Annotated in this window: 20 protein-coding genes; 11 read left to right on the top strand and 9 right to left on the bottom strand. The window is 60.4% G+C overall.

Features of this window, described 5'->3' with window-relative positions; all coding sequences use genetic code 11:
* Window positions 1-11 precede the first annotated feature (11 nt).
* Window positions 12-1,292 carry a glutamate-1-semialdehyde 2,1-aminomutase gene (gene hemL, locus FS690_RS09425; protein ID WP_039382689.1) on the top strand — a complete coding sequence of 427 codons (1,281 nt, stop codon included), beginning with the start codon at window positions 12-14 and terminating at the stop codon, window positions 1,290-1,292.
* Between the two features lie 81 nt (window positions 1,293-1,373).
* Here hemL and fhuB read toward each other — a convergent pair whose 3' ends face one another.
* From fhuB to hrpB, 6 genes are all read right to left on the bottom strand, one after another.
* Window positions 1,374-3,350 (bottom strand): Fe(3+)-hydroxamate ABC transporter permease FhuB, encoded by a 1,977-nt coding sequence (fhuB, locus tag FS690_RS09420; protein ID WP_108570003.1) that lies wholly within the window; start codon window positions 3,348-3,350, stop codon window positions 1,374-1,376.
* On the bottom strand, window positions 3,350-4,228 hold the full coding sequence (gene fhuD, locus FS690_RS09415) for a Fe(3+)-hydroxamate ABC transporter substrate-binding protein FhuD (RefSeq protein ID WP_094112285.1): 879 nt from the start codon (window positions 4,226-4,228) through the stop codon (window positions 3,350-3,352). The genes fhuB and fhuD overlap by 1 nt, the downstream gene beginning before the upstream one ends.
* A 9-nt stretch (window positions 4,229-4,237) precedes the next feature.
* Window positions 4,238-5,032 carry a Fe3+-hydroxamate ABC transporter ATP-binding protein FhuC gene (fhuC, locus tag FS690_RS09410; RefSeq protein WP_104085522.1) on the bottom strand — a complete coding sequence of 265 codons (795 nt, stop codon included), beginning with the start codon at window positions 5,030-5,032 and terminating at the stop codon, window positions 4,238-4,240.
* A gap of 43 nt (window positions 5,033-5,075) precedes the next feature.
* A complete protein-coding gene (gene fhuA, locus FS690_RS09405) occupies window positions 5,076-7,271 on the bottom strand; it encodes a ferrichrome porin FhuA (protein ID WP_145339485.1) in 2,196 nt (731 codons plus the stop codon).
* Window positions 7,272-7,481: 210 nt separating this feature from the next.
* Window positions 7,482-10,037, bottom strand: coding sequence for a bifunctional glycosyl transferase/transpeptidase (gene mrcB, locus FS690_RS09400; protein WP_094112287.1), 2,556 nt, complete (start codon window positions 10,035-10,037; stop codon window positions 7,482-7,484).
* A gap of 97 nt (window positions 10,038-10,134) precedes the next feature.
* Window positions 10,135-12,612, bottom strand: a complete 2,478-nt coding sequence (hrpB, locus tag FS690_RS09395; protein WP_145339483.1) for an ATP-dependent helicase HrpB — start codon at window positions 12,610-12,612, stop codon at window positions 10,135-10,137.
* A 36-nt stretch (window positions 12,613-12,648) separates the two neighbouring features.
* Between hrpB and thpR the strand changes: the two genes are divergently transcribed.
* From thpR to panD, 9 genes are all read left to right on the top strand, one after another.
* Complete coding sequence (gene thpR / locus FS690_RS09390; protein ID WP_145339482.1) at window positions 12,649-13,179, top strand: RNA 2',3'-cyclic phosphodiesterase; 531 nt, start codon at window positions 12,649-12,651, stop codon at window positions 13,177-13,179.
* Between the two features lie 9 nt (window positions 13,180-13,188).
* Window positions 13,189-13,908 carry a DNA/RNA nuclease SfsA gene (gene sfsA / locus FS690_RS09385; protein ID WP_145339480.1) on the top strand — a complete coding sequence of 240 codons (720 nt, stop codon included), beginning with the start codon at window positions 13,189-13,191 and terminating at the stop codon, window positions 13,906-13,908.
* Window positions 13,909-14,148: 240 nt separating this feature from the next.
* Window positions 14,149-14,604, top strand: a complete 456-nt coding sequence (gene dksA, locus FS690_RS09380) for an RNA polymerase-binding protein DksA (RefSeq protein WP_039382663.1) — start codon at window positions 14,149-14,151, stop codon at window positions 14,602-14,604.
* Window positions 14,605-14,689: 85 nt separating this feature from the next.
* Entirely contained in the window at window positions 14,690-15,613 is a 924-nt protein-coding gene (gene gluQRS / locus FS690_RS09375; protein ID WP_104085526.1) for a tRNA glutamyl-Q(34) synthetase GluQRS, read from the top strand.
* Window positions 15,614-15,653: 40 nt separating this feature from the next.
* Window positions 15,654-17,075: a polynucleotide adenylyltransferase PcnB gene (pcnB, locus tag FS690_RS09370; protein WP_222126074.1), complete on the top strand. Its 1,422-nt coding sequence runs from the start codon at window positions 15,654-15,656 to the stop codon at window positions 17,073-17,075.
* Entirely contained in the window at window positions 17,072-17,557 is a 486-nt protein-coding gene (gene folK / locus FS690_RS09365; protein ID WP_039382657.1) for a 2-amino-4-hydroxy-6-hydroxymethyldihydropteridine diphosphokinase, read from the top strand. The genes pcnB and folK overlap by 4 nt, the downstream gene beginning before the upstream one ends.
* Window positions 17,558-17,638: 81 nt before the next feature.
* Complete coding sequence (gene panB, locus FS690_RS09360) at window positions 17,639-18,433, top strand: 3-methyl-2-oxobutanoate hydroxymethyltransferase (protein ID WP_108569997.1); 795 nt, start codon at window positions 17,639-17,641, stop codon at window positions 18,431-18,433.
* Between the two features lie 15 nt (window positions 18,434-18,448).
* Entirely contained in the window at window positions 18,449-19,303 is an 855-nt protein-coding gene (panC, locus tag FS690_RS09355) for a pantoate--beta-alanine ligase (RefSeq protein WP_104085528.1), read from the top strand.
* Window positions 19,304-19,339: 36 nt separating this feature from the next.
* Window positions 19,340-19,720 (top strand): aspartate 1-decarboxylase, encoded by a 381-nt coding sequence (gene panD / locus FS690_RS09350; protein ID WP_039382649.1) that lies wholly within the window; start codon window positions 19,340-19,342, stop codon window positions 19,718-19,720.
* 83 nt (window positions 19,721-19,803) lie between these two features.
* On the opposite strand, the gene FS690_RS09345 is transcribed toward panD, so the two are convergent.
* From FS690_RS09345 to hpt, 3 genes are all read right to left on the bottom strand, one after another.
* Window positions 19,804-20,574, bottom strand: a complete 771-nt coding sequence (locus FS690_RS09345) for an ABC transporter permease (protein WP_039382646.1) — start codon at window positions 20,572-20,574, stop codon at window positions 19,804-19,806.
* On the bottom strand, window positions 20,571-21,497 hold the full coding sequence (locus FS690_RS09340; RefSeq protein WP_039382642.1) for an ABC transporter ATP-binding protein: 927 nt from the start codon (window positions 21,495-21,497) through the stop codon (window positions 20,571-20,573). Before FS690_RS09340 ends, FS690_RS09345 begins: the two co-directional genes overlap by 4 nt.
* A 235-nt stretch (window positions 21,498-21,732) precedes the next feature.
* The gene (gene hpt, locus FS690_RS09335; protein ID WP_094110743.1) at window positions 21,733-22,269 is read right to left on the bottom strand and encodes a hypoxanthine phosphoribosyltransferase; all 537 of its coding nucleotides are present in this window, start codon (window positions 22,267-22,269) and stop codon (window positions 21,733-21,735) included.
* 167 nt (window positions 22,270-22,436) lie between these two features.
* Between hpt and FS690_RS09330 the strand changes: the two genes are divergently transcribed.
* Window positions 22,437-23,729: a cystathionine gamma-synthase family protein gene (locus FS690_RS09330; protein ID WP_071669064.1), complete on the top strand. Its 1,293-nt coding sequence runs from the start codon at window positions 22,437-22,439 to the stop codon at window positions 23,727-23,729.
* Window positions 23,730-23,749 lie beyond the last annotated feature (20 nt).

Here is a 23,749-nt window from a genome sequence, read left to right as displayed (position 1 = left end):
GGAGCCAAACCATGAGTAAGTCAGAAAATCTATACACCGAAGCACAACGTCTGATCCCGGGCGGCGTGAACTCCCCGGTGCGCGCGTTTACCGGTGTCGGCGGCGTACCGCTGTTTATTGAACGCGCCGATGGCGCCTTTTTGTATGACGCAGATGGTAAAGCCTATATCGACTATGTCGGCTCCTGGGGCCCGATGGTACTGGGCCACAATAACGCGACCATCCGCAACGCGGTCATTGAGGCTGCCGCGCGCGGCCTGAGCTTTGGTGCGCCGACTGAGATGGAAGTGAAAATGGCGGAGCTGGTGTGCGAGCTGATGCCGGGTATGGATATGGTGCGTATGGTGAACTCCGGTACGGAAGCGACCATGAGCGCCATCCGCCTGGCGCGCGGCTTTACCCATCGCGATAAAATTATCAAGTTTGAGGGCTGCTACCATGGTCATGCCGACTGCCTGCTGGTCAAAGCGGGTTCCGGTGCACTGACGCTGGGTCAGCCGAACTCCCCTGGCGTGCCGGCTGACTTTGCCCGCCATACGCTGACCTGCACCTATAACGATCTCGCCTCTGTCCGCACGGCGTTTGAAGAGTATCCGGACGATATCGCCTGTATCATCGTGGAACCGGTTGCCGGCAACATGAACTGTATCCCGCCGCAGCCTGACTTCCTGCCAGGCCTGCGCGCGCTGTGCGACGAGTTTGGTGCCCTGCTGATTATCGATGAGGTGATGACCGGTTTCCGCGTGGCGCTGGGCGGCGCGCAGACCTACTACAACGTGATGCCTGACCTTACCTGCCTCGGTAAAATCATCGGCGGCGGCATGCCGGTCGGCGCATTTGGTGGCCGTCGCGACGTGATGGAAGCGCTGGCACCTACAGGTCCGGTCTACCAGGCGGGCACGCTGTCGGGTAACCCGATTGCGATGGCAGCCGGTTTTGCCTGCCTGACGCAGATTGCTCAGCCAGGCACGCACGCCACGCTGACCGCGCTAACCACGCAGCTGGCTGAGGGCCTGCTGGCTGCCGCGCAGGCGGAAAATATCCCGCTGGTGGTAAACCACGTGGGCGGCATGTTTGGTCTGTTCTTCACCGATGCTGAAAGCGTGACCTGCTATGCAGATGTCACCCGCTGTGACACAGAGCGTTTTAAGCGCTTCTTCCATCTGATGCTGAGCGAGGGGATCTACCTGGCCCCCTCCGCCTACGAGGCGGGCTTTATGTCGCTGGCGCACACGCCGGAAGATATTGAGCGTACCGTTGCCGCAGCGCGTCGCTGCTTTGCCCAGCTGTAACGCCGGACTGCTCTGAGGAGCGACCCGCCCTGCCCTGGCAGGCCATAACAAAAAGGTGCGCCACGGCGCACCTTTTTTCTGTTACGCGCGGCGCAGCAGCCAGATGAAATAGGGGGCGCCAAAGAAGGTTGCCATCAGTCCTGCCGGGATCTGATCCGGAAACGCCAGCATCCGGCCGCACCAGTCAGCCACCAGCATCAGCCCGGCGCCGGTTACGCCAGCCATCATCATCTGCGGCAGCGCGCGCCGGAAGCCGAGCATACGCACAATATGCGGTGCCATCAGCCCGATAAAGCTCAGCGGTCCGACCGTCAGCGTCGCGGCGGCGGTCAGCGCGGCGGCCAGCAGCAGCAGCAGCAATCGTGAGGCAGTCAGTGACATCCCCGCGGAGCGGGCGGTGGCGCTGCCAAGCGGCAGCAGCGTCAGCCAGCGGCTTGCCAGCGGTGCCAGGGCGACCAGTATCAGCGCGATGACCGCACTCTGCAGCGCCTGCGGCAGCGAGATGCTATAGGTGGAGCCGGAGATCCAGCTCAGCAGCCCCTCCATGCGCGGATCGCCGCTCGCCAGCAGTAGCATCAGCAGCGTGGCAAACGCGCTGTTCAGCGCCATTCCTGCCAGCAGCATACGCTGCGGTGAAAAGCCCCCCCGGCTGGCAACCAGCATAATGACGCCGAGCGTTAACGCTCCTCCGGCTATCCCTGCCGGCAGCAGCCACGCCAGCGCATCGCCCGGCACAAAAAACAGCATCAGCACCACGCCGCACGCCGCCCCGGAACTGATACCCAGCACTTCCGGGCTGGCCATCGGGTTGCCGGTCAGACGCTGGATCAGCGTACCCGCCACGCCCAGCATCATTCCCACCGCCAGAGCCGCCAGCACGCGCGGTGCGCGCCACGGCAGCAGCTGCTGCAGCATGTCACCGCTTACCCATGCCCAGCCCGTAGCGTTACGGCCAAAACTGATACCCGCAACGGTCAGCAGCAGCAGCACCGCCAGCCCCGTCAGCACCCAGCGCAGCACACGCTGACGCTCGGCCGGCACCCGATCCCCGGCGTTCATCTCCGGCGGCTGAGAGCCGGCACGCAGCCGCGGCAGCAGCCACAGCAGCAGCAGCACCCCGGTCAGCGCCGTCGCCGTGCCGGTCGAAATCTCACGCCAGTACACCGTGAGCAACTGCACCGACTGATCGGCCAGCCACAGCAGCAGTGCACCAATCAGCGGAGCCAGCAGAATGCGGCTGAGCAGCCGCCGCGCACCCAGCATTTTTGCCAGCAGCGGCGCAAATAGCCCAATAAAACCGATAATGCCGGCAATGTTCACCAGCTGCGCGCTGAGCAGAATTGCCAGCGCCAGCGCGGCAACGCGTGCGATGGAAAGCGACAGGCCAAGATTTTTTGCCACGCCATCATCCAGTCCCATCAGCGTCAGCGGACGCAGCAGCGCCAGCGTCAGCACAAACGCCAGCAGCAGCCGGGGCCAGAGCAGCGCCACGTTGTGCCCGTCGAGCTGATTAAGCGCCCCGGTGCTCCAGAGGAACATATTCTGCAGCTGATCGTGATTAAAGATGGCAAAGACCTGATTGACCGCGCCGGCATACAGGCTCAGAACCAGTCCGGCGAGGATCAGCGTCACCGGTGAAAGCCGTCTGCCCCACGCCACGCCAAACACCAGCACGCCGACCAGCAGCGCACCACCTGTCGCCGCAAACTGCTGCGTAAGCTCACCACCCGGCAGCTGCCACAGCGTGGCAACGGTAATGCCCAGCTGAGCGCCGGAGGAGATACCCAGCGTGGCAGGCTCTGCCAGCGGATTACGCAGCACCTGCTGAAACAGCAGGCCCGCCAGTCCCAGTCCGGCGCCGAGCAGCAGCGCCAGTGCCAGACGCGGCAGCAGACTGTAGTGAAAGACCATCTGGCGAATCGCATCGATATCGGGCGTGAAAAACGCCTGCGGCCACTGTGCCAGCGGCAGCGCGTGCTGCAGGTTGATAAAGGTCAGCAGCAGAGCGATAGCAAATATTGCGCTCAGCAGCGCGGCGGGAAAAAGAGAGATACGCATTAACGGGGCTCCAGCGCGCTTTCCAGCACGCGTACAAATCGCAGGGCTGCCAGCGTGGCACCGTAATACCATACGGCCGGCACGCGCCGGAAGCGGCCAGCACGCACAAACGGCAATGCCTGCCACAGCGCGGTGCGGGTCACCTGCTGCATATCGCGCTGATTATCGTGGTCAAAGCAGAGCACCTCAACGTTACCCACTTCAGCCAGCCGCTCCAGGCCGATGACCGCGCTGCCCCAGTAGCTGGTTTCACCCTGCCAGGCACTGGTAAGACCGAGCCGCTGCATGACATCCAGAAACAGGCTGTTCTGCCCGAAAACAATGGCGTGCCGGCTGTCGAGCAGCGACATCAGCAGGATTGGTCGTCCGGCCCATCCCTGCAGGCGCACCCGTGCCGCCGCCAGCTGCTGTCCGGTCTCCTGCAGATGCTGCTCCGCCTGCGCCTCGCGTCCAATGTGCGCGCCCAGCTGCCGCAGCGAGTGTTGCGCGGCGCTGAACGGCTTGCCGTCGCCGCTGTGAAGCGAAAAACCCAGCGTCGGGGCGATATGCTGCAGCGTTTCTGCTGACGGACCAAAGCCGCTGTAGTACAGGATCAGCGAGGGATCCAGCTGCGTCATCAGCTCCAGATTAGGTTCACCACGCAGGCCAAGATCGACGGTGCTGGCAGGCAGCGGCGGCTCGCCAACCCAGATATTGTAGTTGTGTACATCCGCCACGCCGAGCGGTGCCACGCCCAGCGCCATCAGCAGTTCAGCTGAGAGCCACTCCAGCGCCAGAATGCGTGAATTGTCCGGCACGGCAGCACGCAGCGGCGCGCACTGCATAAGCGGCGAGAGCGCCAGCGCCGTCAGCAGACGACGACGGGTCAGTGAGATCATCCCTGCTCCTCAGCGAACAAAACTGACGGGCGCGCCGCCCTGCGGGTGCGGCAGTATGCCCATCGGAATACCGTAGATCGTGCCCAGCACGTCAGCCTGCATGATCGCCGCCGGTTCCCCTTCGGCGATAACCTCGCCCTGACGCAGCGCCACCAGCCTGTCGCAGTAGCGCGCCGCCATGTTGATATCGTGCAGCACGACAATCACGGTGAGTCCGCGCTCGCGGCTCAGCCGCTGGATCAGCGCCAGCACCTCAACCTGATGCGCAATATCCAGCGCCGACGTCGGCTCATCCAGCAGCAGGCAGCGGCTATTTTGCGCCACCAGCATCGCCAGCCAGGCGCGCTGACGCTCGCCGCCGGAGAGGCTATCCACCAGACGGCCGGCAAAGGGTTTCAGCCCCACCAGCGCAATCGCCTCCTCAACCCGGTTGCGATCTTCCGCGCCGTAACGTCCCAGCGCACCGTGCCACGGATAGCGCCCCATCGCCGTCAGTTCGCGCACCGTCATGCCTTCTGCCGCAGGCAGCTGCTGAGGCAGATAGGCCACCTGACGTGCAAACGCTTTGCTGTTCCAGTGCGCCACCGGTTCGCCGTTCAGCAGCACTTCTCCTGCCGTCGCAGCATGATGGCGCCCCAGCATTTTCAGCAGGGTCGATTTTCCCGAGCCGTTATGGCCAATCAGTGCGGTCACTTTTCCCGGTGTAAACGTAAGCGACAGCGGATGCAGCAGCGTGCGCCCCGGCACGTGAAAGCTGGCACTATCCAGCGCAAAAGTGGTTTCGGCGTAGTGCGAATGCAGCATGGTACTCCCTGGCTAACGGGCGCAGCGCGCCCGGATATCAGTCTCAGAAACGGAAGGTAGCGGTACCCACGATACGGCGCTCAGCGCCCCAGTAGCAGGCGTAGTCGCGGTAGCAGCTGGCGACGTAGTCACGATTGAACAGATTGTTGACGTTGACGCCCACAGTCGAACCCGGCAGGCCGAAGCGACCCAGGTCGTACTTCAGCGCGGCGTCTACCGTGGTGTAAGCGGCGACATCGAAGTTCTGGTTCGCGTTGCTACCGCTGGCATACAATCCTTTGCTTTCACCGACGTAACGCACACCGGCACCGATAGTTACGCCCGATAGCGCCGTGTCATGGAAGGTGTAGTCGCCCCACAGCGATGCGATGTGCTTCGGCACCTGCACCGGCGTGCGGCCTTTCAGCAAGTTATCTTCGGTGTATTCCGCATCGGTATAAGAGTAAGCCGCCGTCAGGTTGATGCTGGCGTTCACCGCGGCTTTCGCTTCCAGCTCCACGCCGCGTGAACGGATTTCGCCGCTCTGCACGCTAAACTGCGGATTATCAGGATCGGCCGTCAGGTTTTTGGTTTTGGTGAGCTGATACACAGCGGCCGTCATAACAATCGGACGATCTTTCGGCACATATTTTACGCCTGCCTCATACTGCTTAGCGCGTGAAGGATCGAACGCCTGACCGTTCCCTGTCGCACCAGCATTCGGGATGAACGCTTCGCTATAGCTGAAGTAAGGTGCAATACCATTATCGAATACGTAGTTAACCCCGCCGCGCCAGGTAAAAGCCTGATCATTCTGACGGTCTACGGAATTTTCCACCCGATCGGTAACGGAGTTCATCGCGTAATCGTAGCGGCCACCGAGTGTTAACACCCAGCGGTTCCATTCCATTTGATCCTGCGCATACAGGCCAGTCTGGCGCTGCTGATTTAAATGCTGATAAGGATTGGTATAAGGGGTATAGCTGTCATCACCATATTGCGGATTGAATGGGCTAAGACCACTGGCGACACCAAACTGACCATCAATGTCGTTACGGGTGCGCTGGAAATCAACGCCCAGCAGCAAGGTATGAGCTAAATCACCGGTAGCAAAGTTAGCCTGGGCCTGCGTATCAACCGCGAACTGGTTGAGTTTCTCTTTCGAGAATGCCGCATTACGGGTAATACGTTGATTATCAGGGTTATAACCGAAGCCATAAATGCTGCGGTAATCCGTACGCAGTTCGGCATAGCGCAGGTTCTGCCGCACCGTCCAGGTATCGCTGAAGCTATGCTCAACGCTGTACCCGACCATTTTGGTGTTGCGCGAAATCTTGTTGCTCTCTTCGCCTTCATCAAAATGGGTCGGCAGTTTGTAACTGCTGCCGTCCGGGCGGGTGATGCCCACCACCGTGCCTTCGCGCGGCAGCCAGCCGTAATAGCCGGTTTCCGGTTCATTCTGGAAGTAAGTCAGCAGGTCAAAACGCGTATTTTCGTCCGGACGCCAGCTGAATGAAGGCGCAATGGTGTAGCGCTTCTCTTTGTTCATCGCCTGCTGCGCATCAGCGCTGCGCGCGAGGCCGGTCAGACGATAGCTGTAGACGCCTGCGTCATCGAGCGCGCCGCCGAAATCGAAGCCGGTTGAGAACAGATTGTCATTGCCCATCCGGAACTGCACTTCACGCAGCGTCTCCTGCGTGGGGCGCTTGCTGACCAGCGCCACTACGCCGCCCGGATTACTTTTTCCATAGAGCACCGATACCGGGCCGCGCAGCAGCTCCGCACGCTCCAGGAACCAGGGATCGAGGGCGAATTCTGAGTAGTTGTCGCCCTGCAGTTTCAGGCCATCCAGATACTGATTGGTGTTGGTTTCGCTGAAGCCGCGAATCGAGAGTGCATCAATCACGTCCGAACTGCCGCGGTTACCGGTCAGTACGCCAGGGGTATAGTTGAATGCCCCTTTAACGCTGGTGACGGCATGCATCGCCATCTCTTCTTGCGTCACCACCGAAACCGACTGCGGGTTTTTTTCAATCGGCGTATCGGTTTTGGTGCCGGTGGCGCTCTGCTTCGCCGCAATGGTCGGGGCCGGGCCCCAGGCGCTCTCCTGTGCCACCGTGCCGGTATCGGCAGCGGTGACAACAACAGTCTCTTCTGCCAGCGCCTGCGCGCTCAGCGTACCCAGTGTTAACGCAATAAATAAAGCCAGCGGGCGACGAGGCGTCAGCTCCGGCCGGAAAAAAGTAGTTCGCGCACTCATGAAGGAGTCTCTCAACAGATGAACAATGCGGGCGAATGAAAACGATAATGATTATCAGACGCAAAGATTCTAGGCGAAGCTGCGCGCGATCTGCAAGATGTAATCTGCGCGATTGCCGCAATTACTGCCCGATTGCAGCATCGATTGATCGCGGATAAAAAACCGGAGGCAAAAAAAAGGGCGCCGGAGCGCCCTGTATGAAGGGATGACTTATTTACTGCCGAACATATCTTTGATCCAGCCCGCCACGCCGTCAGAATCCTTTTGCTCATTCTGCGACTGTTGCTGCTGTTGCTGTTGCTGTTGCTGTTGCTGCTCAGGCTGCTGCTGCTGTTGCTGCTGGAACACCTGCTGCTGCTCCATCTGCTGCTGGCAGAGTGCGGCCGGATCCAGCGTCCAGACCGGCAGTGAACGCCAGGTACTGCTGCCAGATCCGCAGACGAAATTACCCGCAGAATCAACGTTCATCTGCGTGATATCCTCCGGCGGCGTCAGGACCAGCGGCATCGGCGCCTGATTATCGAGATAGCGACGGTAAATCTGCATCGCACCGCTGGAGCCATAGAGTTTCGACGTCTGGTTGTTATCACGTCCGACCCAGGTAATCGCCACTTCTTTACCGTCAACACCGGCAAACCAGCTGTCGATCAGATCGTTGGTGGTCCCGGTTTTGCCCGCCAGGTGCGCTTTCGGATAGCGTGCGCCCAGAGCATGGGCGGTACCGCGTTCCGCCACCTGCTGCATGGTATAGAGCGTCAGATAGGCCGCCTGAGCAGGCTCCACGCGCTGCGCCTGCGGAAAGCTCTGGAACAGAACCGAGCCATCTTCAGCGATGACCGAACGCACCGCCGACAGGTCAGCACGGTTGCCGCCGCTGGCGATCGACTGGAACGCCTGCGCCACTTCCACCGGCGTCAGGTTCAGCGCGCCCAGCAGCATCGCCGGCACCGGATGTAGCTGATCTTTCGACACGCCCAGTTTATTCCAGGTATCCACTACCGCATCCAGCCCCAGCGTCATGCCCAGATTAACCGTTGGCACGTTCATGGAGTTAGTCAGCGCATCCACCAGCATCACCTTGCCGCTGAAGCGACGATCGTCGTTCATTGGCTTCCAGACGCTGCCGTTGGGCTGCTTCAGCGCAATCGGTTCATCCGCGATCCAGCTGTTCAGCCGGTAGCTATTGGGCTGACTCAGCGCGGTCAGATAGGTAGCCGGTTTCGCCAGCGAGCCGATAGAGCGGCGCGCCTGCAGCGCGCGGTTATAGCCAGCAAACTGCGGATCGGAACCGCCCACCATAGCACGCACTTCACCGCTGAAGCGGTCTACCACCACCATGGCGGTTTCCAGATCTTTCAGCCCGCGCTGTTTCTTCAGCGTGGGGATCCCCTCTTCTACCGCCTTTTCAGCCGCGTCCTGTGAAACCGGATCGAGCGTGGTGAAAATTTTCACGCCCGAGAGATCTTTTACCTTGTCGCCCAGCTTCGCCTGCAGCTCATTACGCACCATCTGCATAAAGGCGGGCTGCGGGGTGATCACGCCGCCTTTTGGCTGTACGCCCAGCGGACGCGCCGAGAGCATGTCATACAGCTCCTGGTCAATCACCTGCTGCTGCTGCAGCAGACGCAGCACCAGATTACGTCGCTCCAGCGCCAGCTTTGGATTCCGCCACGGGTTGTAGAGCGAGGCGCCTTTTACCATTCCGACCAGCATCGCCTGCTGATCGAGGCTGAGCTCATCAACCGGACGCCCGAAATAGTAGAGGCTGGCCAGCGGGAAGCCGCGGATCTGATCGTTACCGGCCTGACCGAGATAGACCTCATTGAGGTAGAGCTCAAGGATGCGATCTTTGCTGTAACGCGCATCCATGATCACCGCCATATAGGCTTCACGCGCTTTACGCCATAGTGAGCGCTCATTGGTCAGGAACAGGTTTTTAACCAGCTGCTGCGTCAGCGTACTGCCGCCCTGTACCGCTTTTCCGGCGGTGATGTTGGCCAGAAATGCACGGCCGATCGAGTAAGGGCTGATCCCGTCATGCTCATAGAAGTGACGATCTTCGGTCGCGATCAGCGTATCGACCAGCAGATCCGGGAAGCCGGCACGCGGCACAAACAGACGCTGTTCGCCGTTAGGCGACTGCAGCATGGTGATCAGGCGCGGATCGAGACGGAAGAAACCGAAGTCGCGCCCGGTATCGAGATTTTTAATACCGGAGAGCTCATCGTTGCTGAAGGTCAGACGCGCGTTGATCTGTCCCTCTTTGCTGTCAGGAAAATCAAACGGCCGGCGCAGCAGATCGATGGTATTGCCCTTGACGCTGAACTCGCCCGGACGCGTAATGCGCGACACTTCGCGATACTGCGTACCTTCCAGCAGCGCAATCATCTCTTTCTTATCATAGGCCATGCCAGGCTCAAGGCTGACCATGCGCCCGTAGACGGCCGCAGGCAGCTGCCAGACTTTACCATCAATACGGCTGCGGATCTCAGAGTCGAGATAGACGCCCCAGGCCGCCATCACAACAACAACAACGAGGAAGAGCTTAATGAGCCAGCCTAACCAGCGGCGCTTGCCGCGCTGCGGGCCTTTACCCCTTCCTTTACTTTTCGGTGGCACCGGAGCGCTCTCCTCATAATCTTCATCAATATCAGTTTGCCCGATGTGGCCATCAGGCTCTTTGCGGTGCCCGCGCCGCGCGGTAGTGCGCGGCGGCTTTGGCGCTTTTCCTTTGCGCCCAATAGGTTCGCGATCGTTCCCAGACATACTCTCTTCTCTCCAGGCATAGCGGTAGCTGCGGCCGTTACTCTAACTGCTTTCTCCCGCGGCGCATGGCAGAACCCTCTGAATTCGATCCACAGGGTTACGGGGAAAACTTTTTGGTGCGCCTTGTTGGCAGGGCGCTGGCCGGATCGTCCGGCCATGGATGTTTGGGGTAGCGCCCTTTCATCTCTTTCTGCACCTCGGGGTACGCGCCGCGCCAGAACGCCGCCAGATCGCGGGTGATCTGCAGCGGACGATGCGCCGGTGACAGCAGCTCCAGCACCAGCGGCACGCGGCCCTCAGCGATAGCCGGATTCTGCGCCTCGCCAAACATCTCCTGCAGGCGAACGGCCAGCGCGGGCGGATTCTCTGCGTGATAGCGGATGGGCAGGCGGCTTCCGGTCGGCACAGTGTAGTGAGTTGGCAGCGCACTATCCAGCCGCTGACGTTGCGACCATGTCAGCAAATGTAATAATGCCCGGCTGAGGTTAATGCCCTGCAGCCCTTTCAGATCGCGCACGCCCGTCATCTCAGGCAGTAACCAGCTTTCCAGTGTATCAAGCAATGCCGTATCGTCCAGCGGCGGCCACCCCTCTTCCGGCAACCACTGCGTCGCGCACTGCAGGCGCAGGCGCAGCTGCTCCGCTTCCGGCGTCCAGCCCAGCACCAACAATCCCTTTTCGCGTATCCAGCGCAGCATGGCAGGATGCAGAATCTCAGCGTCTGGCCGCGCCTGCGGCTGCGCGCTGAGCACCAGCTCGCCCAGCAGTTCGCGTTTCCAGGCGCGCAGCGTGCCTCTCTCCTCATCCCATTCCACGTCAACCCGGCGGGTAATGAGCTGCGGCAGCGCTGCCCGCAGCGCCGTCAGGTCCACCGGCAGCGCCAGCAGCATGCGTGCGTCCGCCGCGCCCGCCCCCTGCAGCAGCGCGGGCGCAATCAGGGCGGGATAGCGACTAAGGCCGTGATCCTCATCCAGCATGGCGCCGAGACCGTTTGCCAGCTGGTAGCGTGCGCTCTCGCCGCGCCGCTGCGCAATGCGGTCGGCAAAACCCGCCGCCAGCAGCAGCGGAATGCGATCAACATCCACCCGTCCACCGCTGGCGTGCAGACGCTGCTGCCACTGCCGCGCCCGCCGCTGCCACTGCGGCTGGGGATGGTTCAGCGCGTCACGCAAATCGACGCTGCCGCCGCGCGGCGGATCTTCGAGAGTGGCCACCAGCAGCGCCGCGCTGGCAATGGCATCGCTCTCCTCCCCCGCCGCGCAGAGTATGGCCGCAAGACGCGGATCGCTGCCGAGCCGCGCCATTTTCCGGCCGGTGGCGTTAAGCCGTCCGGCGCTGTCCAGCGCGCCCAGCTGGTGCAGCAGCGCGTCCGCCGCCTGCAGGTTGCGGGCCGGCGGCAGGTCAAGCCACTGCAGCTGCGCTGCCGTGCTACAGCCCCACTGCAGCAGCTCCAGCCGCAGACCGGCGAGATCGCTGCTTAAGATCTCTGCATCACTCTGCGCCGGCGCGCGCAGCGCCTGCTCCTGTGCCAGCAGATGCAGGCAGATACCCGGCTCAAGCCGGCCGGCGCGCCCGGCGCGCTGCGTCATGGATGCCTGACTGATACGCTGCGTTTGCAGCCGGGTGACGCCGCTGCGGGCATCAAACTGCGCGACCCGCTCCAGCGCGCTATCGACCACCAGACGGATCCCCTCGATGGTCAGGCTGGTCTCCGCAATGTTCGTAGCGAGCACGACCTTCCGGCGGCCGGCGGCGGCCGGCAGAATGGCGCGCCGCTGCGCCTCCAGCGGCAGCGCACCGTAGAGCGGAGCCAGATCGATATCGTCCCCCACCCGTGCGCTCAGCTCCCGCCTGACACGCTCAATCTCCGCCACGCCCGGCAGAAACAGCAGCAGCGAGCCGTGCTCCTCGCGCAGCAGCTGGGCGACCTCGCGCGCCACCGCCTCCTCAAAACGCGTCTGCGGATTGAGGCTGGCATAGCGGCGCGCCACCGGATAACTGCGTCCGGCCGATACAATGGCAGGCGCAGCGGGCAGCAGCGCCTGCAGACGCTGATTATCCAGCGTGGCGGACATCAGCAGCAGCTTCAGGTCATCGCGCAGCCCCTGCTGCACATCCAGTAGCAGCGCCAGCGCCAGATCGGCCTGCAGGCTGCGCTCATGAAACTCATCAAGGATCACCAGCGCTACGTCCTCCAGCATGGGATCGCGCTGCAGCATGCGCGTCAGGATCCCCTCGGTGACCACTTCGAGTCGGGTATGCGCACCGACGCAGCTCTCACCGCGCAGCCGGTAACCCACGGTGTCGCCCGGCTGCTCGCCAAGCTGCTCCGCCAGCCGCTGGGCCACATTGCGCGCCGCCAGACGACGCGGTTCCAGCATAATAATACGCCCCGGCAGCGACGCCTGCTGCAGCAGCTGCAGCGGCAGCCAGGTCGATTTTCCTGCGCCGGTAGGGGCCGCCAGCAGCACCTGGGGCGAACGCTCCAGCGCCGTCAGCAGCGCAGGCAATACCTCGCTGACCGGTAATTCACTCACGCTCTTCTCCTGCTCTGCCTGTGCTAATATGGCGCGCATTGTACACCACCCGGCGCAGATTACCGGAGCACGCTTATGACCACGCAACGCCTGTTTTTTGCTCTTGAACTGCCTGCTCCGCTTCAGCAGCAGCTGGTGCAGTGGCGGGCGGATAATTTTGCCGCTGAGGCCGGTACGCCGGTTGCAGCGGCCAACCTGCATCTGACGCTGGCGTTTCTGGGTGAGGTGAGCCGCGAGACGCAGGAGAGCCTGCAAAAGCTCGCCGCGCGTATTACCCAACCCGCTTTTAAGCTTGACCTGGATGATGCCGGACACTGGCCACGCCCCGGCGTAGTATGGCTCGGCTGCCGCCGCGCGCCGCGCGGACTGCTGCAGCTGGCGTCGCTGCTGCGCGCTCAGGCGGCACGACACGGCTGCGCGCAGAGCGCACAGCCTTTTCATCCGCACGTTACCCTGCTGCGCCACGCCACACAGCGCATTGTGCTGCCGCCGCGCGGGTTTCACTGGCAGATGGAAGCGACCCGGTTTGCGCTCTGTTCATCGCTCTTTTCCCGCGGCCGTACGCGCTACAAAACCGTGGCGCGCTGGCCGCTCACTTCAGCCTGAGGATCCACCATGCAGTTTACTCTGCCGCTTAAGCCGGCTCGTCTGGTGGCGCGCTACAAGCGCTTTCTGGCTGACATCGTGACGCCTGAGGGCGACCTGCTGACCATCCACTGCGCCAACACCGGCGCCATGACCGGCTGCGCCACGCCCGGCGACACGGTGTGGTACTCCACGTCAGCCAGCACGACGCGCAAATATCCGCACAGCTGGGAGCTGACAGAGACGCAGTCGGGCCACTGGATCTGCGTTAATACGCTGCGCGCTAACCAGCTGGTGCAGGAGGCGCTGCTGCAGCAGCGTATTCCGGAATTATCCGGTTACACCCACTGCCGCAGCGAAGTGAAATATGGCACGGAAAAAAGCCGAATTGATTTCCTTCTGCAGGCAGAGGGCAGATCAAACTGCTATATTGAAGTCAAATCCGTCACCCTTTTACAGAATGGTAAAGGCTACTTTCCGGATGCGGTGACGGTCCGCGGACAGAAGCATCTGCGCGAACTCAGTGCAATCGCGGCAGAAGGTCATCGGGCCGTTTTGTTGTTTGCTGTTCTGCACACGGGGATTGAGGACGTTTCCCCGGCGCGCCATATCGACGCGCACTACGCAGAACTACTGGTACAGGCACAGCGCCGTGGCGTAGAAGTGTTTGCGTATCAGGCCACACTTTCTCCTGAGCAGATGCAGCTCTCCCGACCGCTGCCGGTGGCAGCCTGCGCTGAGCTGTCATAATAGTGGCGATAAACTGTGTCAGGATGGAGCCGGAGGCGCGCTAAATACGCTTTTACTCACAGGCTTGTCAAGGTGTGTTCAGGAATAATTGCCAACCTTGATTGCTTCTGCTATTTATAGCGGCCTGTTTTTTTCCCTGATGGGAATCGATAAACCCAGAGCAGACAGGCCAGCCGTGCAGCAATCCTGCCGGGCAGTCTGAATCGCAACGGGTAGTGCGTGTTATCCAGGAGAAACAACATGCAAGAAGGGCAAAACCGTAAAACATCGTCCCTGAGTATCCTCGCCATCGCAGGTGTGGAGCCGTATCAGGAGAAACCGGGCGAAGAGTATATGAACGACGCCCAGTTAGGCCACTTCCGTAAGATTCTGGAAGCCTGGCGCAACCAACTCAGGGATGAAGTAGACCGTACTGTGTCACACATGCAGGACGAAGCTGCTAACTTCCCCGATCCGGTTGACCGTGCAGCGCAGGAAGAGGAGTTCAGCCTGGAACTGCGTAACCGCGATCGCGAGCGTAAGCTGATTAAGAAGATCGAGAAGACGCTGAAAAAAGTGGAAGATGACGACTTCGGCTACTGTGAATCCTGCGGTGTTGAAATCGGTATCCGCCGTCTGGAAGCGCGTCCGACTGCCGATCTTTGCATTGACTGCAAAACGCTGGCTGAGATCCGCGAGAAGCAGATGGCTGGCTGATGTCCATCCGCCTGTTCTCACCGCACAGCAGGGAAAATCAATCTTTCCCCGCCGTGCGGTGTATCTTCCAGTGACACCCTCTGCTATGTCCTCCTGTATTGGTCGCTTCGCCCCTTCGCCCTCCGGCGATCTTCATTTTGGTTCCCTGATTGCTGCACTCGGCAGTTATCTCAGCGCGCGTGCGCAGCAGGGCCGCTGGCTGGTGCGTATTGAAGATATCGATCCGCCACGTGAAGTACCGGGTGCTGCCACGCGCATTCTGCAGCAGCTGGAGCATTACGGGCTGGAGTGGGATGGTGAAGTAATGTGGCAGTCACAGCGGCATGATGCGTATCGGGCAGCGCTGGCCTGGCTGCGCACGCATCGTCAGAGCTATTTCTGCACCTGCAGCCGCCGGCGTATTCAGCAGCTGGGTGGGTATTATGATGGTTACTGTCGCGATCGCCAGCTCCCGCCGGATAACGCGGCGCTGCGCCTGCGCCAGCACGCGCCGGTCCGGCATTTTACCGATCGGCTGCGCGGGGAGCTGCTGGCGGATCCTCAGCTGGCGGAAGAGGATTTTATTATCCATCGCCGGGACGGGCTGTTCGCCTATAACCTGGCGGTGGTGGTCGACGATCATGACCAGGGCGTTACCGAAATTGTGCGCGGCGCGGATTTAATCGCCCCGACGGTGCGTCAGATTGCGCTCTATCAGCAGTTTGGCTGGACGCCGCCGGCATACCTGCATCTGCCGCTGGCGATCGCCGCTGACGGCAATAAACTCTCCAAGCAGAATCACGCCCCTGCCCTGCCCGCTGGCGATCCGCGTCCGCTGCTGGTGCAGGCGCTGCGCTTTCTCGGACAGCCGGCAGAAGAAGGCTGGCAGGATAGCCCGCTGGCGTTGCTGCTTAGCCAGGCCATTACGCGCTGGGCGCCGGCGCAGATCCCGTTACATGACGCGCTAAAGCCGGATGAAATGACAACGCCATTCCTAAATGGTTCGCAACAGGCTATGATTAGCCGCTGATTTTATTACCACCCATTTTTTGTCACTGTCGAGGTGTCCCATTTTTACCCGAGTCGCTAATTTTTGCCGGAGAGTCCTCAAGCGTGACGAGGAGGTGCCTGAAGAGGTGGAAGCTGAAAACCAGATGACCATCATTCCCCGGGAAAACCATAACATCTCACGCAAAGATATCAGCGAAAACGCCCTTAAGGTGCTCTATCGCCTGAATAAAGCAGGCTTTGAAGCTTACCTGGTCGGCGGCGGCGTACGCGACCTGCTACTGGGCAAAAAGCCGAAAGATTTCGACGTGACGACCAATGCCACGCCTGAGCAGATGCGCAAACTGTTCCGCAACTGCCGTCTGGTTGGCCGCCGTTTCCGTCTGGCGCACGTGATGTTTGGGCCGGAAGTGATCGAGGTGGCGACCTTCCGCGGCCACCATCAGGAAGAGAGCGAAGACGATCGCAACAGCTCGCAGCGCGGCCAGAACGGCATGCTGCTGCGCGACAATATTTTTGGCAGCATCGAAGATGATGCGCAGCGCCGCGATCTCACCATCAACAGCCTCTACTACAGCGTGGCAGACTTCACGGTCCGCGATTATGTGGGTGGCCTGCAGGATCTGCAGGAGGGCGTGGTACGCCTGATTGGCGATCCGGAGACGCGCTACCGTGAAGATCCGGTACGCATGCTGCGCGTGGTGCGCTTTGCCGCCAAACTCAATATGCAGATTGCGCCGGAAACCGCCGAGCCGATCCCGCGCCTGGCGACGCTGCTGAATGACGTTCCGCCCGCCCGCCTGTTTGAAGAGGCGCTGAAGCTGCTGCAGGCTGGCTATGGCTACCGCACCTGGCAGATGCTGTGTGAATATCAGCTCTTCCAGCCGCTGTTCCCGACCCTGGCGCGCCACTTTACCGAGCAAGGCGACAGCATGATGGAACGCATGCTGGCGCAGGTGCTGAAAAACACCGATACCCGGCTGCACAACGATTTGCGTGTCAATCCGGCGTTTCTGTTTGCCGCGATGTTCTGGTATCCGCAGCTGGAATCAGCTGAGCGTATCGCGCAGGAGAGCGGCCTGACCTACTATGACGCTTTTGCACTCTCCATGAACGATACGCTGGACGAGGCGTGCCGTGCGCTGGCGATCCCGAAACGCATTACCACCCTGGTCCGCGATATCTGGCAGCTGCAGCTGCGTATGTCGCGTCGCCACGGCAAACGCGCATGGAAGCTGATGGAGCATCCGAAATTCCGTGCCGCTTACGATCTGCTGGCGCTGCGTGCTGAAGTGGAAAAGAACCCGGAGCTGCAGCGTCTCAGCCAGTGGTGGGGTGAATTCCAGGCCGCCGTTCCGGTTCAGCAGAAAACCATGCTGAACACGCTGGGGGACGATCCGCAGCCGCGCCGTAAACCGCGCCGTCCGCGCCGCCGCTCCACCGGTCCGCGCCGTGAACAGGGCAGCAGCAGCAGCGCATCATGAATCGCGTCTATCTCGCCCTGGGCAGTAACCTTGCCGATCCGCTGCATCAGATTGATGCAGCGCTCGCGGCGCTGGATACGCTGCCGGAGACCTCCCGCGTGGCGACCTCATCGTTCTATCGCACGCCGCCCTATGGTCCGGCGGATCAGCCTGACTACCTGAACGCGGTAGTGGCACTCGATACAGCGCTGCTGCCCGAGACGCTGCTGGATCACACCCAGCATATTGAGCTGGAACATGGCCGCGTGCGTAAAGCCGAGCGCTGGGGGCCGCGTACGCTCGATATCGATATCATGCTGTTTGGCAATCAGGTGATCCATACGCCGCGTTTAACCGTACCGCACTATGATATGCACAACCGGGCATTTATGCTGCTGCCGCTGCTGGAGATTGCGCCGGGTCTGCGCCTGCCCGATGGCCGTCCGCTGAGCGGCGTGCTCGCCACGCTGGACTGCAGCGAAATCACCCTCTGGTCCGTCTGACACGCGATAATTTCCTGCCGGTCATATCCCCCCTGCAAGCAATCCAGTACACTGCGCGCATCAGAAACGCCGGAGATTGCGATGAAACCAACCACTATCTCTCATCTGCGCCAGCTGAAAGCCAGCGGGCGCCGCTTTGCCACTCTTACCGCTTATGATTTCAGCTTTGCCCGCCTGTTTGCCGATGAAGGCATTCAGGTGATGCTGATTGGCGATTCGCTGGGTATGACGGTGCAGGGGCATGATTCCACGCTGCCGGTGACGGTGGCTGATATCGCCTATCATACCGCCGCCGTGCGCCGTGGCGCGCCGCAGGCACTGATCATGGCTGACCTGCCCTTTATGAGCTATGCCACTCCGGAGCAGACTTTCGCCTCTGCCGCGCAGCTGATGCGCGCCGGTGCCAACATGGTCAAACTGGAAGGGGGTGCGTGGCTGGCGGAAAGTGTACGCATGCTGACCGAGCGCGCCGTACCGGTCTGTGGCCATCTGGGCCTGACGCCGCAGTCGGTAAATATTTTTGGCGGCTACAAAGTGCAGGGCCGTGATGAGGCGGACGCTGAACGCCTGCTGGCCGATGCCCTGGCGCTGGAAGCCGCTGGCGCACAGCTGATGGTACTGGAGTGCGTGCCGGTCGCGCTGGCGGCGCGCATCACCCAGGCGCTGACCATTCCGGTGATCGGCATCGGCGCAGGTAACGTCACCGATGGCCAGATTCTGGTCATGCATGACGCCTTTGGCATCACCGGTGGCCACATTCCAAAATTTGCCAAAAATTTCCTCGCCGAAACCGGCGACATTCGCGCGGCAATTCGCCAGTATATTGCCGACGTTGAGGCTGGCACCTATCCTGCCGCCGAACACAGCTTCTTCTGAATCCGGAGATTTATCGTGTTGATCATTGAAACGCTGCCGATGCTGCGCCGCGAGATCCGTCGCTGGCGCCAGGCGGGCAAACGTATCGCCCTGGTGCCCACAATGGGCAATCTGCATGATGGCCACCTGACGCTGGTTGATGAAGCGCGCCAGCGGGCTGATGTGGTCGTGGTCTCGGTGTTTGTTAATCCGATGCAGTTTGACCGCGCGGATGACCTTGCACGCTATCCGCGCACGCTGCAGGACGATTGCGAAAAGCTTAACCGTCACGGTGTGGATTTGGTATTTGCACCGGCACCGCAGGCGATCTATCCGCAGGGTACAGAGAACCAGACGTTTGTTGAGGTGCCGGTGCTCTCTGCGCTGCTGGAGGGTGCCAGCCGGCCGGGCCACTTCCGCGGTGTTGCCACGGTTGTCAGCAAACTGTTCAACCTGGTGCAGCCTGACGTCGCCTGTTTTGGCGAAAAGGACTTTCAGCAGCTGGCGATCATACGCAAACTGGTTGCGGATATGGGCTTTGATATCGACATCGTTGGCGTGCCCACCGTGCGGGCGAAAGATGGGCTGGCGCTGAGTTCGCGCAATGGCTATCTTACTGCCGATGAACGCAGGCTGGCACCGGGCCTGAGCCAGGTTATGCAGAGTATGGCGGAGCGCCTCAGCAACGGCGAACGCCACATTGATGAGATTATTGAACAGGCGAATGCCGCGCTGCAGGAAAAGGGGTTTCGTCCTGACGGGCTGGCGATCTGCGATGCCAGCACGCTGCAGCCGCTGACGGTGGAGAGCCAGCGCGCGGTGATCCTGATGGCCGCCTGGCTGGGCAACGCGCGTCTGATTGATAATCAGCAAGTGGATCTGATGGCGTAAGCCGTCGTTTAAACAGCAGCTTAAGGGTATACCGCGATGATTCGTACTGTTCTGCAGGGCAAACTGCACCGCGTCAAAGTCACGCAGGCCGATCTGCACTATGAAGGCTCCTGCGCGATCGATCAGGATTTCCTGGATGCCGCCGGCATTCTGCAATATGAAGCGATCGATATTTACAATGTGACCAACGGCCAGCGTTTTTCCACCTACGCCATCGCCGCCGAGCGGGGATCAAAAATTATCTCCGTAAACGGTGCTGCCGCGCGCTGCGCCTGTGCCGGAGACATCATGATTATCTGCTCTTACGTGCAGGTAGAGGATGAAGTGGCGCGCAGCTGGCAGCCAAAGGTGGCCTATTTTGAGGGCGATAATGAGATGAAACGTCTTGCCCGGGCGCTGCCGGTTCAGGTTGCGTAGCGTTCAGCCATATTACGCTGAGCTGCCGGAAACATCAGGGGCGCCCTTCCGGCGCCCCTGTTTATTATCCCGCTCAATAACATTCAGGTGCGTAAGCCGCGACCGCGCTGGATCAGCGTATACACCAGCACATAAAACACCACGATAAACGCTAACAGCACCGACAGCGTAAACACCAGCGGCACATCGTTAATGCCGAGGAAGCCGTACCGGAAGCCGCTGATCATATACACCACCGGATTCAGCTTCGAGACTGCCTGCCAGAACGGCGGCAGCAGCGCCAGCGAATAGAAGACGCCGCCCAGATAAGTCAGCGGCGTCAGCACAAAGGTCGGGATCAGGCTGATATCATCAAACGTGCGGGCGAACACCGCGTTGAGCAGACCCGCCAGCGAAAAGAGCACCGCGGTCAGCAGCAGAGTGATGGCAACCATTGGCCAGGAGAAAACGTGGAACGGCACAAAGAAGAGCGAGACCGCCGTCACCAGGATCCCCACGCAGACGCCACGCGCCACGCCGCCGCCGACATAGCCGGCAATGATGATGTGGGTCGGCACCGGTGCCACCAGCAGCTCTTCAATATTGCGCTGGAATTTTGCGCTGAAAAAAGAGGAGGCGACGTTAGCATAGGCGTTGGTGATCACCGACATCATAATCAGGCCCGGCACGATAAACTGCATATAGCTGAAGCCGTGCATGTCGCCAATGCGTGAACCAATCAGGTTACCGAAAATAATAAAGTAGAGCGTCATGGTGATTACCGGCGGGACCAGCGTCTGGATCCAGATGCGGGCAAACCGGTTAATCTCTTTGCTCCAGATACTCTTTAACGCGACCCAATAAAGATGCGTCATGCTCTGCCTCCTGCTTTACCCTGTGTCAGTCCCACAAACAGCTCTTCCAGCCGGTTTGCTTTGTTACGCATGCTCAGCACCTGTACGCCCTGCGCGCTCAGCTGACTGAATACGCTGTTAAGCCCCTGCTCACGCATCACTTCTACTTCCAGCGTCGAGGTATCCACCAGGCGATACTGGAAGCCCTCCAGCTGCGGCAGCGCGCTGCGCGGGGCGAGATCGAGAATAAAGGTTTCCGATTTCAGTTTAGAGAGCAGGCCCTTCATGGAGGTATTTTCCACCAGTTCGCCGCTCTGAATAATGCCGATATTGCGACACAGCATCTCTGCCTCTTCCAGATAGTGCGTGGTGAGGATAATCGTGGTGCCTTTCGCATTCAGCTCTTTCAGAAACACCCACATTGAGCGGCGCAGCTCAATATCCACGCCGGCCGTCGGCTCATCCAGAATCAGCAGCTTGGGCTCATGCATCAGCGCACGCGCAATCATGAGGCGGCGCTTCATACCGCCTGAAAGCATGCGGGCGCGCTCATTGCGTTTGCCCCACAGATCGAGCTGGTTAAGATACTTCTCCGCACGTTTGTTCGCCTCTGCCCGCTCCACGCCGTAATAGCCTGCCTGGTTTACGACGATCTGCATCACGGTTTCAAACGGGTTAAAGTTGAACTCCTGTGGCACCAGCCCGAGCTGGCGCTTGGCATTGACCACATCTTTTTGCAGGTCGTAACCAAATACCCGAACGCTGCCGCCAGATTTATTAACCAGCGAGCTGATAATCCCAATGGTGGTCGATTTACCGGCCCCGTTTGGTCCCAGCAGAGCGTAAAAGTCGCCCGCCTCTACGTTCAGATCGAGACCTTTCAGCGCCTGTACGCCGCCGGGATAGGTCTTGGTCAGCCCGGAAAGTTCCAGTGCATAAGTCATTGCGAGTCCATATCCTGTTGTTGTGACATCAAAGCCTGATGAAAATGATAGTGCGCCCGCGCCAGACGTGCGGCGAATTCAGCAGAATTTGTGTTGAAATCAGACGTGGTGCGCCTGCGGGGAGCGCATGACGCGCTGTATCGTGCAGAAAAGTGCATCAGGCCCGCAAGTCAGTCACTTACGGGCGGCTGATTCTATCCCGGAACGGCCAAAATGACCCAGGTAGATTGTGCGGTTATGCGTCCTGCATGGTGACTTTGCCGATATAAGGCAGATGACGATAGCGCTGCGCGTAGTCAATGCCAAAGCCCACGACAAACTCATCGGGAATGGTAAAGCCCACATATTCGACCGGCACCTCAACTTCACGACGCTCGGGTTTATCCAGCAGCGTGCAGATGGCCAGCGATTTTGGCTCACGCAGGCGCAGGATCTCACGCACTTTGCTCAGCGTGTTGCCGGAGTCGATGATATCTTCCACGATCAGCACATCTTTACCGCGAATATCTTCATCGAGATCTTTCAGGATTTTGACGTCGCGTGACGACGACATGCCGCTGCCGTAGCTGGAGGCGGTCATAAAGTCGACCTCATGCGGAACATCAATCGCCCGACACAGATCGGCCATAAACATAAAGGAGCCGCGCAGCAGACCAACCAGCACCATCTCGCTGCCGCTGTCGCGGTAGGCTTCACTGATCTGTTTGCCCAGCTCGGCAATACGGGTTGCAATCTCCTCCCGGGAGATCATCACATCAACGGTGTGTTTCATTGCGTTCGCCTGGTTAAGGTTTTCAGAAAGCTCCGCAGTCTATCACAATGCGCCTGATGGCTAACCGCGCCCGCAAAACGCAAACGATTACGTAGCAAAATTTACCGCGATGGCATTAACTCTATAGCAGGGTTTACGCGCTTTATCCTGATTCAGCCGGAGCTGCTATGGCAAACTCATCCAGCAATAAAGAACCTTCCGATCGGCGCACGCTGCATCCGGAAACGCAGATGCTTAATTACGGTTACGATCCTCGGCTGTCAGAAGGCGCGGTAAAACCGCCGGTGTTTCTTACCTCAACCTTTGTTTTCAACAGTGCCGAAGAGGGCAAAGATTTTTTTGATTATGTATCGGGTCGCCGTCAGCCGCCTGCTGGCCAGAGTGGCGGGCTGGTCTATTCACGCTTTAACCATCCCAACAGCGAAATCGTTGAAGATCGTCTGGCGATCTATGAGGGCGCTGAGAGCGCGGTGCTCTTCTCTTCCGGTATGTCAGCCATTGCCACTACGCTGCTTGCGTTTGCGCGGCCGGGCGAGGTGATCCTGCATTCACAGCCGCTGTATGGTGGCACAGAAACGCTGCTGAGCAAGACGCTGCACGATCTGGAAATTAAAGCCGTAGGGTTCAGCGAGGGTACGGATGAAGATAAGGTTTATGAGGCGGCGAAGCTGGCGTGGCAGCGTGGCCGGGTCGCCCTGATCCTGATCGAGACGCCGGCCAACCCCACCAACAGCCTGGTGGATATCCGGCTTATTGCGCAGGTGGCGGATGTCATTGCACAGCAGCAGGGTTCGCGTCCGGTTATCGCCTGCGATAATACGCTGCTGGGGCCGCTGTTTCAGCATCCGCTGCAGCATGGCGCAGATATCTCGCTCTATTCGCTGACCAAATATGTGGGCGGCCACTCCGACCTTATCGCCGGCGCCGCGCTGGGCAGCCGGACGCTGATGAAATCTGTGCGCGCGCTGCGCAGCGCGATCGGCACGCAGCTCGACCCGCACTCAAGCTGGATGATTGGCCGTTCGCTGGAGACGCTGGCGCTGCGCATGGAGAAAGCCGCCGCAAATGCGGAACGGGTCGCCGCCTTCCTGCGCGACCGGCCTCAGGTCGCGGCGCTGTTCTGGCTGCCCTATCTTGACGCACAGAGTGCGGCCGGAGAAACGTACCGGCGCCAGTGCAGCGGCGCCGGCTCGACCTTCTCCTTTGATATTCAGGGCGGTGAACCTGCGGCTTTCCGCTTTCTCAACGCGCTGACGCTGTTTAAGCTGGCGGTAAGCCTGGGCGGCACCGAGTCGCTCGCCAGCCATCCGGCCAGCACCACCCACTCTGGCGTGCCGCTGGCGGTACGTCAGCGCATTGGCATCAGCGACGCGACGGTGCGCCTGTCGATCGGGATTGAGCATCCGGACGACCTGATTGCGGATATCAGCCAGGCGCTGGAGGCGGCAGACGGCGGCTGACGCCGAGCGGCTCAGATGCC

It is taken from the genome of Pantoea sp. PSNIH1 (assembly GCF_007680655.1).
In the GTDB taxonomy this organism is placed as follows: Bacteria; Pseudomonadota; Gammaproteobacteria; order Enterobacterales; family Enterobacteriaceae; genus Pantoea; species Pantoea eucrina.
This window is presented reverse-complemented; position numbering and strand designations above follow the sequence as displayed.

What these genes read in the sequence shown, in the direction of transcription:
- fhuC (WP_104085522.1), bottom strand. Translation starts at nt 5,032, where the DNA reads ATGCTGCATTCGCACTACGCCGAAACCACTTTTGCGCTGGATAGTGCC.
- panB (WP_108569997.1), top strand. Translation starts at nt 17,639, where the DNA reads ATGAAACCAACCACTATCTCTCATCTGCGCCAGCTGAAAGCCAGCGGG.
- sfsA (WP_145339480.1), top strand. Translation starts at nt 13,189, where the DNA reads ATGCAGTTTACTCTGCCGCTTAAGCCGGCTCGTCTGGTGGCGCGCTAC.
- FS690_RS09340 (WP_039382642.1), bottom strand. Translation starts at nt 21,497, where the DNA reads ATGACTTATGCACTGGAACTTTCCGGGCTGACCAAGACCTATCCCGGC.
- dksA (WP_039382663.1), top strand. Translation starts at nt 14,149, where the DNA reads ATGCAAGAAGGGCAAAACCGTAAAACATCGTCCCTGAGTATCCTCGCC.
- fhuB (WP_108570003.1), bottom strand. Translation starts at nt 3,350, where the DNA reads ATGCGTATCTCTCTTTTTCCCGCCGCGCTGCTGAGCGCAATATTTGCT.
- thpR (WP_145339482.1), top strand. Translation starts at nt 12,649, where the DNA reads ATGACCACGCAACGCCTGTTTTTTGCTCTTGAACTGCCTGCTCCGCTT.
- hemL (WP_039382689.1), top strand. Translation starts at nt 12, where the DNA reads ATGAGTAAGTCAGAAAATCTATACACCGAAGCACAACGTCTGATCCCG.
- gluQRS (WP_104085526.1), top strand. Translation starts at nt 14,690, where the DNA reads ATGTCCTCCTGTATTGGTCGCTTCGCCCCTTCGCCCTCCGGCGATCTT.
- hrpB (WP_145339483.1), bottom strand. Translation starts at nt 12,612, where the DNA reads ATGCGCGCCATATTAGCACAGGCAGAGCAGGAGAAGAGCGTGAGTGAA.
- fhuA (WP_145339485.1), bottom strand. Translation starts at nt 7,271, where the DNA reads ATGAGTGCGCGAACTACTTTTTTCCGGCCGGAGCTGACGCCTCGTCGC.
- hpt (WP_094110743.1), bottom strand. Translation starts at nt 22,269, where the DNA reads ATGAAACACACCGTTGATGTGATGATCTCCCGGGAGGAGATTGCAACC.
- fhuD (WP_094112285.1), bottom strand. Translation starts at nt 4,228, where the DNA reads ATGATCTCACTGACCCGTCGTCGTCTGCTGACGGCGCTGGCGCTCTCG.
- FS690_RS09345 (WP_039382646.1), bottom strand. Translation starts at nt 20,574, where the DNA reads ATGACGCATCTTTATTGGGTCGCGTTAAAGAGTATCTGGAGCAAAGAG.
- FS690_RS09330 (WP_071669064.1), top strand. Translation starts at nt 22,437, where the DNA reads ATGGCAAACTCATCCAGCAATAAAGAACCTTCCGATCGGCGCACGCTG.
- folK (WP_039382657.1), top strand. Translation starts at nt 17,072, where the DNA reads ATGAATCGCGTCTATCTCGCCCTGGGCAGTAACCTTGCCGATCCGCTG.
- mrcB (WP_094112287.1), bottom strand. Translation starts at nt 10,037, where the DNA reads ATGTCTGGGAACGATCGCGAACCTATTGGGCGCAAAGGAAAAGCGCCA.
- panD (WP_039382649.1), top strand. Translation starts at nt 19,340, where the DNA reads ATGATTCGTACTGTTCTGCAGGGCAAACTGCACCGCGTCAAAGTCACG.